Source organism: Sutterella seckii, assembly GCF_009183815.1.
GTDB classification, from domain to species: Bacteria; Pseudomonadota; Gammaproteobacteria; order Burkholderiales; family Burkholderiaceae_F; genus Sutterella; species Sutterella seckii.
This window is the reverse complement of record NZ_WEHX01000001.1, coordinates 97,001-111,797: the sequence shown is the minus strand read 5'-3', so window position 1 is coordinate 111,797 and position 14,797 is coordinate 97,001. Positions and strand designations below refer to the sequence as shown.

Here is a 14,797-nt window from a genome sequence, read left to right as displayed (position 1 = left end):
TTCATGACTCCCCGCCGATGGGCTTTTTCCGAAATGCTGCGCGGCCTGAAGCGCGACGGTTCGCGTTCGCTTCTGTCGCTTCTGCTTGCTGCGCTCGCGCTCTCGATACCGCTTTTCATCGCCCTCGTTTTTTACGGCCTCTCCGAACCCCTGAGAAGCCTGCCCATGTCCGTTGAGCTCACGGTCTTTGCCAAAGACAAAGCGCCGATGGACAAACTCGAGTCGGACGTAAAGGCCATGCCCTGGGTAGCCTCCACGCAGATCATTCCCCGGGATGAGGCGCTCAAAGGCTTGAATGAGAAGCTCGGACTCCCGCAGCGAACCGGCAGCAATCCGCTCCCGGACATTCTCATCGTGACGCTCTCGTCTGACGCAACCTCCGCAGAAATCGAGGATGTCGCCAAACGCATTGAAGCGCTCTCTTCCGTCGACTTCGTCCCCTATGAGGCCTCCTGGCACGAGAAGCTCCAGAGCGTATCCCGCGCCGTCTGGACCGGCCTCGGCTGCCTCGGCGCCGTTACGGCGCTCCTTGTCGTTCTGGTGCTCGAGACGGCCATCCGGCTCACGACGCTCGCGGCCGGATCCGAAATGCGCACGCTCTACCTGCTCGGCGCGACGCCCATTTTTGCCGTTCGCCCGTATGCCTGGCGAGGCTTTGTTCTGATGGGAGCCGCCGCCGGTCTGGCGCTGCTGCTCGCCCAAGCCGGCCTCATCGTCCTCAGCCCGGCGCTTAACGATGCCGCAGCGCTCTATGGCGGCGAGCTGCGGATTTCCCTTCCGCCGGCCGTCTGGTGCTGGGGCTTTGCCGGCATAAGCGCCTTTATCGGAAGCCTCGTTGCCGCTCTCGCCGCCCTTTCGGCCTGGAGAGGCATCATCCGCGAATCCGGACGCTGACACGCTGTGTTGCACCTTTGCCGCATGTGCGCCTGCCTGAAAGTGTTATCTTGAGGCGCATCACAGATCTCCTTCCCGGCTTTCCCTCGCCTCATGTCCAGTAAAAAAGCCTCAGCGGCCACTCATTCAGACGACATTTACGACATCGCCAGCGACGATGACTTTGCCATCGCCGATGACGCCGCGCCCGGGCGCGAACCGAAAAGCCTGCTGCCGGCGCTCAAGCCTTCAGGCAGTCTCGTCCCGTATGAGCCCGCAGGACTGCCGGTTCCTGCCGGTGGTCTGGGAACGCTCGACGCCTTCCTGCGCGCTGCGGAAAAAGCTCCCATGCTTTCGGCTGAGGAAGAGCGCTCGCTCGCGATTGATCTGCGTGATCATGACGACCTCGCCGCCGCGCAGAAGCTGGTGCTTTCTCACCTGCGCCTCGTCGTGTCCATCGCCCGCGGCTATCTCGGCTACGGGCTCCCCTATGCGGACCTCATCCAGGAAGGCAACATCGGCCTCATGAAGGCCATTCGCCGCTATGACCCGGACCGCGGCGCGCGGCTCATGACTTTTGCGCAGCATTGGATTCGTTCCGAAATTCAGGAATACATCATCCGGAACTGGCGCATCGTGAAGCTCGCGACGACGAAGAATCAGCGAAAGCTTTTCTTCAATCTCCGCCAGCTCAAGGAAGACAGTCAGGCGGCGCTCACCCACAATGAAGCCGAACGCATCGCGCTCACGCTCGACGTGAAGCCCAAGGAAGTCCTCGATATGGAGGAGCGCATGTACGGCCAGGAAGCCTCGCTCGATGCGCCTTCGGATTCCGACAGCGATGAAAATTATTCCCCTTCGGACTGGCTCACCCGCAAGAGCGACGAACCAGAGGCCATGCTCGAAGAAGAGGACAAGCAGCGCCTCGAAGGCGAAGGCCTTCAGAAGGCGCTCGCTTCGCTCGACCCGAGAAGCCGCAGAGTGATTGAAGCGCGCTACCTCAATGTGGATGCGGAAGGGAACGCCAAGCCCGTCACGCTCCAGGCGCTTGCCAAGGAATTCAATATTTCCGCTGAACGCGTGCGGCAGATCGAAAAGCTTGCCATCAAGAAGATGCACGGCGAACTTGCCGGCGAAGATCCCTTTTGATATTTCCTGACTCTTCCAGAAATCCCATGTTCAACGTTGTGCTCGTTCACCCCGAGATCCCGCCCAACACCGGCAATGTCATCCGTCTCTGCGCCAATACCGGGTGCGCCCTTCACCTCGTGCGTCCGCTCGGCTTTTCGCTCGAGGACAAGCACATGAAGCGCGCGGGGCTCGACTACTGGGAATACGCGACCCTCAGAATTCACGATTCCTTCGACGCATTCCTTGCGGCGGAAAAGCCGAACCCCAAGCGGATGTTCGCGATGACGACGAAGGGCTCGAGCATCTTTTCCTCTCTTTCCTTCAGACCCGGCGACTGGTTCGTTTTCGGCTCGGAAGGATCTGGACTGCCCGACGAAATACGGGCGCAATTTCCCTCCGAGCAGCGAATCCGTCTCCCGATGAGGCCCGACAACCGCTCGCTCAACCTCTCCAATGCCGTCGCCGTTACGGTTTTTGAAGCCTGGCGGCAGCAGGGCTATGCAGGAGGCGTCTGAAGCCTCCTGCCGGAGCAGAACTTAGAGTTCCTTGTCGATCTTATGCTCGATAGCGTAGATCGCCGCCTGCACGCGTGAAGAAAGGTTGAGCTTTCTGAGAATGCTCTGCACGTGCACCTTGACGGTGGATTCGGCGAGGTTGAGCGCACGGGCAATTTCCTTATTGGACACGCCCCGGGCGAGCCAGGCAAGCGTCTGGCGCTCGCGGCGCGTAAGCACCGCCGGATCCTGGCCCTGCGCCGGACGGGTTCTTCCTGCTTCCGGGTCCGCAAGCCGGTTGACGAACTTCGTCATCATCTGCGGAGAAATCACGCTGTCGCCGTTATAAGCCGCACGAATGGAGCGGAGCAGGAAGTCCTGATCAATCTTCTTCAGGAGGTAGCCGCGGGCGCCGAGCTTCAGGCACTCGCCGAGCGTTTCGCAGTCCTCGCTCACCGTCAGCATGAGAACAGCCAGATCGGGATGCGTTTCACGAATCTGCTCGAGCGCTTCGCGCCCGTTCATGCTCGGCATATCCACGTCAAGCAGCACCACATCGGCCTCAACCTGCTCAACGAGCTTGACGCCTTCAAGACCGTCGCTCGCCTCGCCGACAACCTCAAAGTCGGGCTGACGCTGCAGGAGCGCCTTTACGCCGCTTCTGAAAAGCGTGTGATCGTCAATGAGCAGAATTCGAATCATTTTTTCTTTCCCCTCTCGGAAGCATTCACCGCAGACTGCGGGAAATCCTTTTTTATGCAGTCAGTCCATTCTAGAGGAGCAGTCGGCATTGGGAATTAACCAAAAGTCGAGGTTTGCAGAAGAATTGAAAAAAAGACCGGCCGATCTTCTGTCGAATGGCTTCGACAACCGATCCGCCGGTCTCTCCCTCATGCCCGGATGCCTTACAGCATCCGTCAGACTGCTGCGCGTCTATCAGTTCGCGGGCGTCTGATTGCGCTGGGCTTCAGCCTGCGCCTGAGCAAGACGCTGCTGATAGAGCACTTCAAAGTTCACTTCAGGCAGATGCACCGGCGGCACATTGGCGCGGGTCATCAGATCAGCGAGGTTGGCGCGAAGATAGGGGTAGACCATCGACGGGCAGAGAACGTTCGTGACGTGCTGGAGCGGCTCGGCCGGAATGCCGTGAATCGCGAAGATGCCCGACTGGCGGCCTTCAACGAGGATGATCGCCTTGTCGCCGGCGGTCTTGACCGTGATCGTGCCGCGCACGGTCACATCGTAAAGATCCGTCTGGATGAGGCGCTGGCTCACTTCGAACTGGATGTCGACCTGCGGGGCCGCATCCTGCTGCTCCATGAGGATCTCAGGCGCGTGCGGCATCTCGAGAGAGGCATCCTTCAGGTAGCAGCGCTGAAGCTGGAAGACCGGCTGGTCATCCTGGGCAGGCTGCTGATCCTGCGGCTGCTGGGCAGCTGCGGCGCCCTGGGGCTGCTCGTTTTCGTTTTCGGCCATTTTCTTTACCTTGATTGAGAATAACGAAGACCTTCAGAAGGTCTCCGGAGTTTTCGGAGGACAGCGCCCGGAATCACGCGTGCGCCGCCTGTTCCTTATATGGGGACAAAGTATCAATATTCAAGCGGAAGCTTGTCGCGCATCCAGCCGACAAGGCCGTCCTGAAGGAGATAGACGTTGGGATAGCCCACGCCGCGCAGAAGCTTCGCCGCACCGGCCGCCATGCTGCCGGAATTATCCACGAGGAGAATCGTGCGCTCCTTCGGGATCTCATTCAGACGGCCCTGAATGACATTGGCAGGAATATTGACGGAACGGGCGATGCGCACCTTGCGGAAGTCCTTGTCGGAACGGACGTCGATGACGAGCGCGTTCTGCTTGTTGATGAGCTGAACCGCCACTTCAGGCGTCACCATCGGACCATAACGGCGGCGATTGAAATACGGCATGGCAAGGGCACCGCCCGCAATGACCGCAATCAGAATAAGAAGCGTGTTCTGAAGAAGAAACTGAGACATTTCAAAAGAGATTGTCAGTGTGGCGTTATTGCCGCAAAAGTACAATTATAGAAGGGGCGGCCGCATGGCCGCTCTTGCCTTCTCTGCGATTTCCGCAGTTCCATTGAAGCCTGACTCCCATGCTCCGCGCCCTTTCGCTGTCACTCCTTCTTGCCGCCTCTGCAGGGCTTGTACTCTGCGCCGAGGCTGCGCCTGCCGCCTCCGGCTCGGCCGCCACGGCCAAGCAGAAGGCGCGTGCAGAAAATCAGAAGGCGAACGTCGAAAAGCAGCTCTCCGACATGCAGAAGCGCCTCTCGGAGCGCGAGGCGGCGAGCGAAGCCGCCAACGATGAGCTGAGGAAAGCTGATCAGGCTATTTCGGACGCCAACCGGCGCCTGAGGAGCCTCAAAGGCGAACGCGAAAAAGTGGAAGCCCGGCTCGCAGAGCTTCGCAGCGACAGCCGGACAGTCGGACGTGACCTCTCGGGCGCGGAGAAGCTTCTTGAGGACATCGTCCGCGCCCAGTACATTCATTCTCAACGCCATTCCTGGCAGTCCCTGATCGAAGGCGGCAACCCCAACGAGCTCTCCCGTACGGCAGCGGAGCTGCGCTACCTTTCGATTGCCCAGGTGCGTGCTGCGGATGCCCTTGAAAAAGAACAGTCCCGCATTGAAACGGTTTCCGAGGAAACGCGCGCGCGCCGCACTGAACTGCAGCGCATCGCGCGTGAAGAAGAATCCAACCGGCGCGAGCTCCTCTCCGAAAAGCGCGATCGTCAGGAAGCCGTCAAGAAGCTCAAGCGCGACATCGAAACCCAGCAGGCGGCGATCGACAAGCTGAAGAAAGACCAGACGCGCCTTGAAAACCTCGTCGCCGATATTGACAAGCGCCTCGAGCGCGAGCGTGCGGCCGAGGAAGCCGCAAGGCAGCGCGAGGCAGCGCGGCAGGCAAAAGCCAGTGCGAAGCCCGTTGAACCTCTTGCCTCAGGCAACTTCGCAAAGCTCAAGGGCCGTCTCACAAAGCCGGTCTCCGGACGCATCGCCGCCACCTTCGGCAGCCGCCGCACCGGGACGGCCCTCTGGCAGGGACTGCTTTTCCGGGCGCCGGAAGGTGCGGAAGTTTCCGCCTGCGCTTCCGGCCGCGTCGTCTTCTCCGACTGGCTGCGCGGCTACGGCAACCTCATCATCATCGATCACGGCAACACCTACATGTCGGTTTATGCCAATAATGAGTCCATTCTCAAAAATGTCGGCGACCGAGTGAAGGCGGGTGAAACCGTTGCCACCGTCGGCACTTCGGGCGCAAGCGATGAACCCGGGCTCTACTTTGAAATCCGTTACAAGGGCAAACCCATCAACCCTCAGCCGTGGCTTGCCAAATAAGCGAGAATTACCCGGCTGATGGTCCCCCTGAAGCGAGCATCCCGCCCTTCGGAAGCTGCCGCTCAGAAGAAAACAGAAAAATCAAGCATGAAACTTCGTCTTCTTTCCCTTTTCGTTGCCGGCGCCTGTGCCGGCGTTCTCGCCAGCGTCGGCTTTCAGGCCTATGCAGAGAAAAGCACGGCCGAAGGACTGCCGCTGCAGGAAATCCGCCAGTTTACAAGCGTCTTCAATGCCGTCAAGGACTACTACGTCGACGAAGTAAGCGATAAGGAGCTCCTTGAATTTGCGGTCGAAGGCATGGTGAGCGGTCTCGATCCGCATTCGAACTTCCTCGACCCCAAGGGGTTCGAGGATATGAATGAAGCCACGCACGGCGCTTTCGGCGGCCTCGGCATTGAGGTGACGAAGGATTCTGCCGGCGTGCGCGTGATCTCTCCCATTGACGACACCCCGGCGGCCCGGGCGGGCATTCGCGCGGGCGACATCATTACCAAAATCGACGGCGAGGCGACTGCGGACCTTCCGCTCGATGACGCCGTCAAGCTCATGCGCGGCGAACCCAAGACCAAGATTCGCCTTGAAGTCGCGCGCAAGGGCGAAATGAAGCCCCTGCAGTTCACGCTCGAGCGCGCAATGATCAAAACGCAGTCCGTGCGCATGAAGGAACTTGCCGACGGCATCGGCTACATCCGCATTTCGCAGTTCCAGGAACGCACTGCGGAGGATCTTGCCGAGAACCTCAATAAGCTCGAGAAGTCCGGACACCTTAAGGGCCTCGTACTCGACCTGCGCAACGACCCGGGCGGACTTCTTCAGGCTGCCATCGGCGTCTGCGCGGCCTTCCTCCCGGCAAACGCCGACATCGTTTCGACGAAGGGCCGCACGCCGCAGTCCGACTACGTCTTCAAAGCCGTTGAATCCGACTACCGTTCCGGCAATGCCGTGAAGGCGCTCGCCGCGCTCACGCCGAAGGCGAAGACCGTTCCGATCGTCGTGCTCATCAATTCGTCCTCCGCCTCCGCATCAGAAATCGTTGCGGGCGCCCTCCAGGATCACAAGCGCGCGACGATTCTCGGCGACCGCTCCTTCGGCAAGGGATCGGTGCAGACGATTCTGCCGATGACCTTCGGCGATAAGACGGTTGCCGTGAAGCTCACGACCGCACGCTACTACACGCCCTCCGGACGCTCCATTCAGGCGCGCGGCATTGAGCCGGACCTCTATGTCGACGACACGCCCAAAGGCAACTATCCGACCTTCCAGGTTCGCGAAGCGGATCTTGCGCATCACCTTGCCAACCAGCAGAAGAACGCCAAGGAAGAGGACAGCCTTCCCTATGACGACAACGACGCCGTGAAGTCCCCCGACTGGACGTATACCTTCGGCGACGACAAGGACTGGCAGCTTACCCAGGCCCTTAATCAGCTCAAGGGCGCCAAGGTCGAGCTCTCCAAATACCGCGGCCAGCCCGTCTCGGTCGTGAAGAAGCTCCGCGAAGCTGAGCGCCAGAAGGAAAAAGCGAAGGAAGCCCTCGAGAAGAAGGCCGACGCCGCTGAAGCAGGCAAGAAGGCAGAAGAAAAGCCTGCCCACTAACCTTTCGCCTTTCATCAGAAAGAGCCGCACCGCCCCTATCGCGCGATGCGGCTCTTCCTTTCGGAACAAAGAGGATCGGCTCTTATGCCCACTACTGACAACGAACGCTTTGACGCGCTTCGGGAGCGCCTTTCGCGCCAGATGCTGATTTCCGGCTTCGGCGAGGAAGGTCAGAAAAAGATCATCGCCGCCCGCTTTCTCGTCATCGGCGCGGGCGGACTCGGCTCTCCCGCGCTCCTTTATCTCGCTTCGGCCGGCGCCTGCCACATCACCATCGTCGACCCCGACGAGGTGTCGGAAAGCAATCTCTCGCGCCAGATCCTCCATGAAAGCGCCGCCATCGGCTTGAATAAGGCGCAGAACGCCGCACGGGAGCTCCGGCGCTGGAATCCTCAGATTGAGCCCAGGGCGATCACGAAGCGCATGAAGAGCGCGGAAGACCTCTCTCCCCTCGTTAAGGAAGCCGACATCGTCCTCGACTGCTCGGACAATCTCGCCACGAGGCAGCTCGTCAACCGCGTCTGCCTTGCAGAAAAGAAGCCTCTCGTCTTCGCGGCCGCCGTCAAGATGAGCGGACAGGTGACCGTCTTCGACTTCCGGGATCCCGACTCCCCCTGCTATCGGTGCCTCTTTGACGAAGACGATGCCGCCAATGACGAAAAAGCCTCAACCTTAGGCGTCTTCTCCGGCCTCACCGGCACGATAGGACTCCTGCAGGCGACGGAAGCGCTCAAGCTTGCCGCGGGCTTCGGCAAACCCCTTGTGCGGCGGCTCCTCATGGTCGATCTTTTCGGAATGGAAATGACGGAATTGACCTATAAGCGCAGAACAACCTGCCCCTGCTGCGGGAAGGCTCATTAAGCCCGCTCAGGAGAAAGGCCGCCCTTCAGACGAAAGGCGGCCTTTTTTGTCAGGCAAATGATCAGATGCCTTCGGGCACTTCAGCCCATGCGAGCACGCGGCGGGACTTCAGGAGCGCCTCGAGCCGCTGCCACTCAGGCTCTGAAGCCACCGGCAGCAAAAACAGTCTCATGGAAGCGCTCTTCGGAACCATGGCCAGAACCTCTCCCGAAAGCTTCGCCACAAGCGCCGACATGCCGTCAGGCTCCGCATCAAAGTAGCGAACCGGCGCGTCGTCAGGAAGGTCGGCCAGCTGACGAGCCACCTTGACCGCATCAGACAAGTCTCCCAGACTGTCGACAAGCCCGTGCTCAAGCGCCTGAGCGCCCGTCCAGACCCGGCCCTGAGCCACCTTTTCGATTTCGGCTTCCGTCCTTCCGCGATTATTTGCGGCAAGGGCCTTGAAGCGGTCGTAAACACGTTCAACGCCCGAGCGCAGAATTGCGCTTTCAGCGGCATTGGGACGATGCAGAGGGGAGCCGAATTCCGCCAGTTCTCCGGTACGGTAGCCGTCCCGGCCGACATCAAATTCAGCGAGCAGTCCTTCCGCATCAGGGATCACCGAGAAGACGCCGATCGAACCGGTAAGCGTCAGGGGATCCGCGATGATGCGCTCTGCGCCGAGACTGATCCAATAGCCCCCGGAAGCCGCCGTATCGCCCATGCTCGCTACAACATGGATGCCCCTCGCTCTGATGGCCGCGAGCTTCTCGCGAATCGCCTCCGCCGCAATGGCGTCTCCTCCCGGACTTGAGATGCGCAGAACCAGAGCACGCGTGCCCGGAGTCTTTGCCGCCCGCTCAAGACGCTCGCAAAGCTCTTCGGGGGAAATTCCCGAAGCAGCGCCCGAGCTGATCGTGCCTTCTGCAAAAACGACGGCCACGCCGCTGCCGGGGGCATCAGGAAGATCCGTCGCATTGAGGTAGTCAAGATAATCAATGCGCTTCAGCTTCGTCTTGTCCCCGCCCTCAGCAAAGCGCTTCGCGAGCTTCTCTTCAAACTCGTCCTCAGTCAGAAGATCCGTGACGAATCCGGAGGTTTTCAGGATCTCTGCCGGATCTTCGCCGTCGTTAAGCCTGGCGGGAAGCTCCCTGAGATATTTATCCACTGCTCCCGGCATCAGGCCCCGGGCCTTTTCAATATCCCCCGTCAGCCCCTGCCAGGATGCGTCCATCCAGCTCTTCTGAGCTTCAAGATTTTCCCTGGAAGGCGCATCGCTCGTAAAGATTTCCGGCGCGCTCTTGAAGGCGCCGGCCTTATAGACGGAGACGCCGATGCCGACGTGCTCAAGGAGTTTGCCCCAATAGAGATTTGCTCCTGAAAGTCCCCGCAGCATGACGAGTCCCATCGGATGGAGAGATATCTCATCGGCATGGACCGCTGCTGCATACTGTCCCTGACTGAAGCTTTCGGACCAGGCATAAACCGGTCTCCCCGTCGCGCTCTTGAAGCGCTCAACGGCATTGCCGATCGTTCTTGCGGAAGCGAGACCGATCCGGGTAAGGTCGCCCGTCACGATTTCCACGCCGGCGATATCCGGATCCATTGCTGCGCGGTCAAGCGCCTCCACAACATCAATCAGCCGGGTCGACTCCGCGCCTTTGCCCGTGAACATTCTCATGTCTGCAGAGATGAGCCTCATGGGGTCCGACTCAACGACGGGCCCGCGCAGATCGAGCACCATTACGGTACGGGGACCAATAGCCGGCGCCTCCGGCTCCGACCAGTACCAGAGCGCGGCAGCGAGTATGAGGATTCCGTAAAAGACCACATTCAGGACAAGCCTGCGAAGAAAATCGAGGCATCGTCCGATCCAGCGTAAAAGTTGCATCGTTACTCTCAAATGCGCCCAATGCGGCGCAAAAGCTCTTCAACATCATGAACGACAAGATCGACGGCAGGATGGGCCATCGGCGCATTCCAGGGCATGCGCAGACCGGCATGGCGGCGCCTCATGCCGATGCACCAGACGGTCCGCATGCCGGCGAGCTTCGCCGCCCTGAGGTTGAGCAGGCTGTCGTCGATCAGAACAGCATCCCGGGGCCTGACGCCGAGCCGTGCCGCAAGCGCCTTCATCATGGAAACGGAAGGCTTCGGCCGCCAGTCTCCGAAGACCCGCATGTCCGAACTCGTTACTTCAAGATCGAAGAAGCTCCTGAGTCCGATCGCGGGCAGAATCGCGTCGGCATAGTTTCTCGGGCCGTTCGTCATCAGCACGCGTCTGCCGGGAAACTTCGACAAAACGGAGCGCATGGACTTCAGGCCCGCGAGATAAGGGGCATAGTCAAAATCATGCACTGCAGGCAGAAACACTCTCGGATCCACGCCGTGACAACGCCAGAGGCCGATGAAGGTCGATCCATAGGTGCGCCAGTAATATTCGCGAAGAAAGTTGGCCTTCTGCGCGCTGAACCCCATGCGGCGGATGAGAAAGTCGTTCATGAGATCATGCACCTCATCGAGGATCCCGGCGGACGATGCAAGAAGCGTATCGTCCATGTCGAAGATCCAGACGCTCGGATGAGAATGCAAAAACGGCACGGTTCCCGGAAAGCCGGGCTCAGTCCGTGCCGTCATGCATGGTGCGTAATCTCTGCGGCGTTCTTCAGGGAAACGTCGCGCGCGCACGATTAGTCTCCGTACATCTTCTGCTTGAGCTCGCGGCGCTGCTGAGCTTCAAGCGAAAGCGTTGCCGTCGGGCGCGCCATCAGACGGGCCACGCCGATCGGATCGCCCGTTTCCTCGCAGTAGCCGTAATCACCGTCATCAATTCGCTTGATGGCAGCCTGCACCTTCTTGAGCAGCTTGCGTTCACGGTCGCGGGTGCGCAGCTCAAGCGCATGCTCTTCTTCGATCGTCGCACGGTCCGCCGGATCCGGAACAACAGTCGTCTCGCGCAGATTGACCGTCGTCTGATCGGCATTCGCGCGAAGCTCGCGCTCCATATCCGAAAGACGGCGACGGAAAAACTCAAGCTGCTCGTCGTTCATGTAGTCGTCATCCGACATCTTGAGGATTTCTTCCGCGGTAAGTCCCTTTTTGGTGCCCATGTTCTTATTTCCTGTGAATTCAGCCCCGATCCTTCAGGCTTTGTCGTTGAGCCGCCTCGCCGCATTAATAGCGAACGTCGGGAAACTTGAATTCAAATCTCCCTGCCTTCGGAATCGGTTCCTTAGGGTAGGGAAGCGTTATACCGAAAAAATCCCGCTTCTGCCACTCAAGAGAAGCGGGATTTTTTTGAGGAAATTCAGTAAATCTTTTTTATTGCTGAATCTCACGCCAGACAGGTGTCAAGACCCTTGCGGATTGCCTCTTCCGGAAGGTTGCGCCCGATGAAGACAAGCTTCGAGAAAGGCTTGCGGTCGCCCCAGGGCCCGAGAACGTCTGAAACAGCGAGCATGTGCACGCCCTGAAAGACGACCCTGCGGTCGACGCCCTTGAAGTAAAGAATGCCCTTGTAGCGCAGCATGTCCGGCCCGTAAACGCTCGTAAGCGACATGATGTAGCGCTCGAGCTTCATCGGGTCGAAGGGCTTTTCGGAGTCGTAGACAAAGGTATGAATGTCGTCGTTGTGATGATGGTGATGATGATCGTCCACAAAGAAGTTGGGATCCACATCAAGCACATCATTCATGTTGAAGCCCGCGATGTTGAGAACAACATCGACCGGGCAGTTGCCCATGTCGACGCGGCGGATGGGTGCGCGGGCATTCATGCCGCGAAGACGGGCTTCAAAGGCCTCGAGTTCCTCAGGGGTCACGAGATCGCACTTTGAAACGAGAATGCGGTCGGCGAAGCCCACCTGGTCGCGGGCGTTGGCTTCCTCGTCGAGCGTCTTTGCGCCGTATTTGGCATCCACCACCGTGACGATGCCGTCCAGGCGGAAGAACGGCGCCACAGCGTCATCCATGAAGAAGGTCTGTGCAACGGGGCCGGGATTCGCCACGCCCGAGGTTTCGAGCACGACGTAGTCGAAATCGATCTCGCCGCGCTCGCGCTTCAGACGCAGGTTGGTGAGCACGCGCGAGAGATCGCCTCTGATCGTGCAGCAGACGCAGCCGTTGTTCATGCTGACGATCTGCTCCTTCTGTTCGGTCACGATGAGATCGTTGTCGATATTTTCCGTACCGAACTCATTTTCAATGATCGCGATCTTGAACTGATGATTTTCCTTGAGAATCCTGTTGAGCAGCGTCGTTTTCCCGGCGCCGAGGAAACCCGTCAGAATGGTTACCGGAATTTCCGGTTCCTGTGGTTCTTCAACAACCATTTTCCTTATCCTCCAATGCCCTTAAAGGAAAAAGGAGCGTGCTTCCTTTCCTCGCACGCTCCTCCTTCAGCTTAGGAACTTGTCAGGGCCGCACCGCGAGGCGCATGCCCTTCAGATATTCGCCTTCCGGACAAGTCATCAAAAGCGGATGATCCGCTCCCGCACCGAAACGCCCGGTCGCCCAGGCATTGAGTCCGGAGTCAATCACTGCGCCGGCAACAATCTTCTGGAAAAGATCCACATCGATTGCACCGGAACAGGAGAACGTAAAGAGTTCGCCGCCCGGCTGCAGGAGCCTCAGCCCGTTGAGGTTGATGTCCTTGTAAGCCCTGGCCGCGCGTTCCACATGATAGTGGCTGGATGCGAACTTGGGCGGATCAAGAATCACGAGATCGAAGTGCTCGCCCGCATCACGAAGCCTCCTGAGGCAGGAAAAGACATCCTCGCACACCCATTCGGCCTTGCCGGCAAAGCCGTTGCGCGCTGCGTTGGCCTTTGCCATCTCCAGCGCCTCTTCGGAAGAGTCGACGGAAACCACCTCTTCGGCGCCGCCCTTGAGGAGCGCGAGCGAGAAGCCGCCCGTGTAGCAGAAGCAATTGAGCGCGCGCATGCCGCGCCCGTGAACCCGGCGGAATTCCTCGGCGGCAGCCTGAGCCGCCAGACGGCTCTCGCGCTGGTCGATGTAGAACCCCGTCTTATGCCCGATGCGGCAGTCAACGCCGTAGCGCACGCCGTCTTCGACCACTTCAATCGCTTCGGGCGGATTTTCGCCCGCGAGGAGCTCGGAACGGACTTCAAGGCCTTCGCGCCGGCGCGTTGCCGCATCAGAACGGTCATAGATGCCGCGGGCCCCCGTGGCCTCCATCAGAAGGCGCCCCAGAAGCGGACGATAGGCTTCAACGCCGGCGGACTGGAACTGCGTCACCAGCCAGTCGCCGTACTGGTCGACGATGAGGCCGGGGAGTCCGTCAGCTTCACCGAAAATCAGACGAATGGCGTTCGTACGGCTCCTGAGCGGTTCGCGAAAGAGAATGGCTTCCCGGACCTTGCGCTCAAACCACGCGTCATCAATGACTTCGTCCTCGCGATAGGACCAGCAGCGCGCCCTCAGCGTGGAGGCCGGCGAATACGCAGCCCAGGCGAGAAAACGCCCGTCGCGCGAAAGCACGCGCACCGTATCGCCCGCTATGGGCTTGCCGACCACGCGCTCAACCGCGGTGTCGTATACCCAGGGGTGCCGGCGAAGAAGGGACTTTTCCTTGCCCTTTTTCAGAATAAGGTCTGACATTTCTAAATTTCCAGATTCAATCGCCAAATTAAATTTCAATGCTGCCCGTAAAAACCACCTCAGCCGGACCAATCAGGCTGAGCGTGGCGCCCGGGCCTTCCCAGGCGCAGGCGAGCGCCCCGCCCCGGGCCGAAAATTCAACCCGCCTGCCGAAAATGCCGCGCATGAGGCCCGCCGCCATCGCTGCGCTCGTTCCGGTACCGCAGGCAAGCGTCTCTCCGGGACCGCGCTCCCAGACGCGGATTTTTGCTTTCTGCGCGCTTTCAACTTCAACGAATCCGACGTTGACGCTTTCCGGAAAAGCCGGATGCTGCTGCAGGAAGGGGCCGATAAGATCAATGCGTTCGCGGTCCGCATCATCCGTGAGGATCGTTGCATGGGGATTCCCCATGCTCGTCACAGTGAATTCAATGTCGCGCTTGAGCGGCGTGCAGTAAACCTTCCAGACCGGAATCTGATTTTCAATCCGGCATTCAAGTCCTTCAGGACGGAAGGGTATGTCTTCCGGCAGAAAGCGCGGCTCGCCCATATCGGCCACCATGCGGCCGTCAGGCTCCCGCTTCACGCAGATTTTTCCCTTCATCGTCTGAAACGGAATCGAGTCGCCCGAAGCGTAGCCCCGCTCAAGCGCAAAGCGCCCGATGCAGCGCGCACCGTTGCCGCACTGTTCGACTTCATCGCCGTCGCTGTTGAAGATCCGGTAGCGAAGCGGTTCGCCTTCCTTTTGAGGCGGGTCGAGCAGAAGCAGCTGATCCGCGCCGATGCCGAATCGCCGGTCCGCCAGACGGCGCACAAGCTGAGGAGTTACCTCTACAGGCTCCGCCACGCGGTCGAGGACGACGAAGTCGTTCCCGGCCCCCTGCATCTTGGTGAAATGTAGCTCGGTCATTATT

General features: G+C 59.7%; 15 protein-coding genes. 6 read left to right on the top strand and 9 right to left on the bottom strand.

Translation table 11 applies throughout. The features are described from left to right. Positions 1–3: 3 nt before the first annotated feature. From GBM95_RS00505 to trmL, 3 genes are all read left to right on the top strand, one after another. Positions 4–894, top strand: coding sequence for a cell division protein FtsX (locus GBM95_RS00505; protein WP_226963091.1), 891 nt, complete (start codon positions 4–6; stop codon positions 892–894). A gap of 93 nt (positions 895–987) precedes the next feature. Continuing rightward, positions 988–2,022, top strand: a complete 1,035-nt coding sequence (gene rpoH, locus GBM95_RS00500; protein WP_152157286.1) for an RNA polymerase sigma factor RpoH — start codon at positions 988–990, stop codon at positions 2,020–2,022. A gap of 26 nt (positions 2,023–2,048) precedes the next feature. Continuing rightward, positions 2,049–2,519: a tRNA (uridine(34)/cytosine(34)/5-carboxymethylaminomethyluridine(34)-2'-O)-methyltransferase TrmL gene (trmL, locus tag GBM95_RS00495; RefSeq protein WP_152157285.1), complete on the top strand. Its 471-nt coding sequence runs from the start codon at positions 2,049–2,051 to the stop codon at positions 2,517–2,519. A gap of 21 nt (positions 2,520–2,540) precedes the next feature. Here the strand turns inward: trmL and GBM95_RS00490 are convergent, their stop codons facing one another. The 3 genes from GBM95_RS00490 to GBM95_RS00480 all read right to left on the bottom strand — a co-directional run bounded on the left by GBM95_RS00490 (position 2,541) and on the right by GBM95_RS00480 (position 4,492). Beyond that, positions 2,541–3,200 (bottom strand): response regulator, encoded by a 660-nt coding sequence (locus GBM95_RS00490; protein ID WP_139688245.1) that lies wholly within the window; start codon positions 3,198–3,200, stop codon positions 2,541–2,543. Positions 3,201–3,434: 234 nt separating this feature from the next. Then, positions 3,435–3,974: a protein-export chaperone SecB gene (secB, locus tag GBM95_RS00485; RefSeq protein WP_152157284.1), complete on the bottom strand. Its 540-nt coding sequence runs from the start codon at positions 3,972–3,974 to the stop codon at positions 3,435–3,437. Positions 3,975–4,087: 113 nt separating this feature from the next. Beyond that, the gene (locus tag GBM95_RS00480) at positions 4,088–4,492 is read right to left on the bottom strand and encodes a rhodanese-like domain-containing protein (RefSeq protein ID WP_139688247.1); all 405 of its coding nucleotides are present in this window, start codon (positions 4,490–4,492) and stop codon (positions 4,088–4,090) included. Between the two features lie 119 nt (positions 4,493–4,611). Here GBM95_RS00480 and GBM95_RS00475 point away from each other — a divergent pair, with 119 nt between their 5' ends. The 3 genes from GBM95_RS00475 (at position 4,612) to GBM95_RS00465 (ending at position 8,307) form a co-directional block, all read left to right on the top strand. Beyond that, on the top strand, positions 4,612–5,853 hold the full coding sequence (locus GBM95_RS00475) for a murein hydrolase activator EnvC family protein (RefSeq protein ID WP_152157283.1): 1,242 nt from the start codon (positions 4,612–4,614) through the stop codon (positions 5,851–5,853). Between the two features lie 87 nt (positions 5,854–5,940). Beyond that, positions 5,941–7,446 (top strand): S41 family peptidase, encoded by a 1,506-nt coding sequence (locus GBM95_RS00470; protein ID WP_152157282.1) that lies wholly within the window; start codon positions 5,941–5,943, stop codon positions 7,444–7,446. 84 nt (positions 7,447–7,530) lie between these two features. Then, positions 7,531–8,307, top strand: coding sequence for a HesA/MoeB/ThiF family protein (locus tag GBM95_RS00465; protein WP_152157281.1), 777 nt, complete (start codon positions 7,531–7,533; stop codon positions 8,305–8,307). A gap of 61 nt (positions 8,308–8,368) precedes the next feature. Here the strand turns inward: GBM95_RS00465 and sppA are convergent, their stop codons facing one another. The 6 genes from sppA to dapF all read right to left on the bottom strand — a co-directional run bounded on the left by sppA (position 8,369) and on the right by dapF (position 14,793). Then, positions 8,369–10,177 (bottom strand): signal peptide peptidase SppA, encoded by a 1,809-nt coding sequence (gene sppA, locus GBM95_RS00460; protein WP_152157280.1) that lies wholly within the window; start codon positions 10,175–10,177, stop codon positions 8,369–8,371. 8 nt (positions 10,178–10,185) lie between these two features. After that, a complete protein-coding gene (locus GBM95_RS00455) occupies positions 10,186–10,845 on the bottom strand; it encodes an HAD-IA family hydrolase (protein WP_226963090.1) in 660 nt (219 codons plus the stop codon). Positions 10,846–10,976: 131 nt separating this feature from the next. Further along, on the bottom strand, positions 10,977–11,396 hold the full coding sequence (gene dksA / locus GBM95_RS00450; RefSeq protein WP_139688251.1) for an RNA polymerase-binding protein DksA: 420 nt from the start codon (positions 11,394–11,396) through the stop codon (positions 10,977–10,979). 224 nt (positions 11,397–11,620) lie between these two features. Continuing rightward, complete coding sequence (locus GBM95_RS00445; RefSeq protein ID WP_152157278.1) at positions 11,621–12,616, bottom strand: CobW family GTP-binding protein; 996 nt, start codon at positions 12,614–12,616, stop codon at positions 11,621–11,623. A gap of 82 nt (positions 12,617–12,698) precedes the next feature. Beyond that, a complete protein-coding gene (locus tag GBM95_RS00440; protein WP_152157277.1) occupies positions 12,699–13,904 on the bottom strand; it encodes a class I SAM-dependent rRNA methyltransferase in 1,206 nt (401 codons plus the stop codon). A gap of 28 nt (positions 13,905–13,932) precedes the next feature. Beyond that, on the bottom strand, positions 13,933–14,793 hold the full coding sequence (gene dapF / locus GBM95_RS00435) for a diaminopimelate epimerase (protein ID WP_152157276.1): 861 nt from the start codon (positions 14,791–14,793) through the stop codon (positions 13,933–13,935). Positions 14,794–14,797 lie beyond the last annotated feature (4 nt).

What these genes read in the sequence shown, in the direction of transcription:
- GBM95_RS00505 (WP_226963091.1), top strand. Translation starts at nt 4, where the DNA reads ATGACTCCCCGCCGATGGGCTTTTTCCGAAATGCTGCGCGGCCTGAAG.
- rpoH (WP_152157286.1), top strand. Translation starts at nt 988, where the DNA reads ATGTCCAGTAAAAAAGCCTCAGCGGCCACTCATTCAGACGACATTTAC.
- trmL (WP_152157285.1), top strand. Translation starts at nt 2,049, where the DNA reads ATGTTCAACGTTGTGCTCGTTCACCCCGAGATCCCGCCCAACACCGGC.
- GBM95_RS00490 (WP_139688245.1), bottom strand. Translation starts at nt 3,200, where the DNA reads ATGATTCGAATTCTGCTCATTGACGATCACACGCTTTTCAGAAGCGGC.
- secB (WP_152157284.1), bottom strand. Translation starts at nt 3,974, where the DNA reads ATGGCCGAAAACGAAAACGAGCAGCCCCAGGGCGCCGCAGCTGCCCAG.
- GBM95_RS00480 (WP_139688247.1), bottom strand. Translation starts at nt 4,492, where the DNA reads ATGTCTCAGTTTCTTCTTCAGAACACGCTTCTTATTCTGATTGCGGTC.
- GBM95_RS00475 (WP_152157283.1), top strand. Translation starts at nt 4,612, where the DNA reads ATGCTCCGCGCCCTTTCGCTGTCACTCCTTCTTGCCGCCTCTGCAGGG.
- GBM95_RS00470 (WP_152157282.1), top strand. Translation starts at nt 5,941, where the DNA reads ATGAAACTTCGTCTTCTTTCCCTTTTCGTTGCCGGCGCCTGTGCCGGC.
- GBM95_RS00465 (WP_152157281.1), top strand. Translation starts at nt 7,531, where the DNA reads ATGCCCACTACTGACAACGAACGCTTTGACGCGCTTCGGGAGCGCCTT.
- sppA (WP_152157280.1), bottom strand. Translation starts at nt 10,177, where the DNA reads ATGCAACTTTTACGCTGGATCGGACGATGCCTCGATTTTCTTCGCAGG.
- GBM95_RS00455 (WP_226963090.1), bottom strand. Translation starts at nt 10,845, where the DNA reads ATGGACGATACGCTTCTTGCATCGTCCGCCGGGATCCTCGATGAGGTG.
- dksA (WP_139688251.1), bottom strand. Translation starts at nt 11,396, where the DNA reads ATGGGCACCAAAAAGGGACTTACCGCGGAAGAAATCCTCAAGATGTCG.
- GBM95_RS00445 (WP_152157278.1), bottom strand. Translation starts at nt 12,616, where the DNA reads ATGGTTGTTGAAGAACCACAGGAACCGGAAATTCCGGTAACCATTCTG.
- GBM95_RS00440 (WP_152157277.1), bottom strand. Translation starts at nt 13,904, where the DNA reads ATGTCAGACCTTATTCTGAAAAAGGGCAAGGAAAAGTCCCTTCTTCGC.
- dapF (WP_152157276.1), bottom strand. Translation starts at nt 14,793, where the DNA reads ATGACCGAGCTACATTTCACCAAGATGCAGGGGGCCGGGAACGACTTC.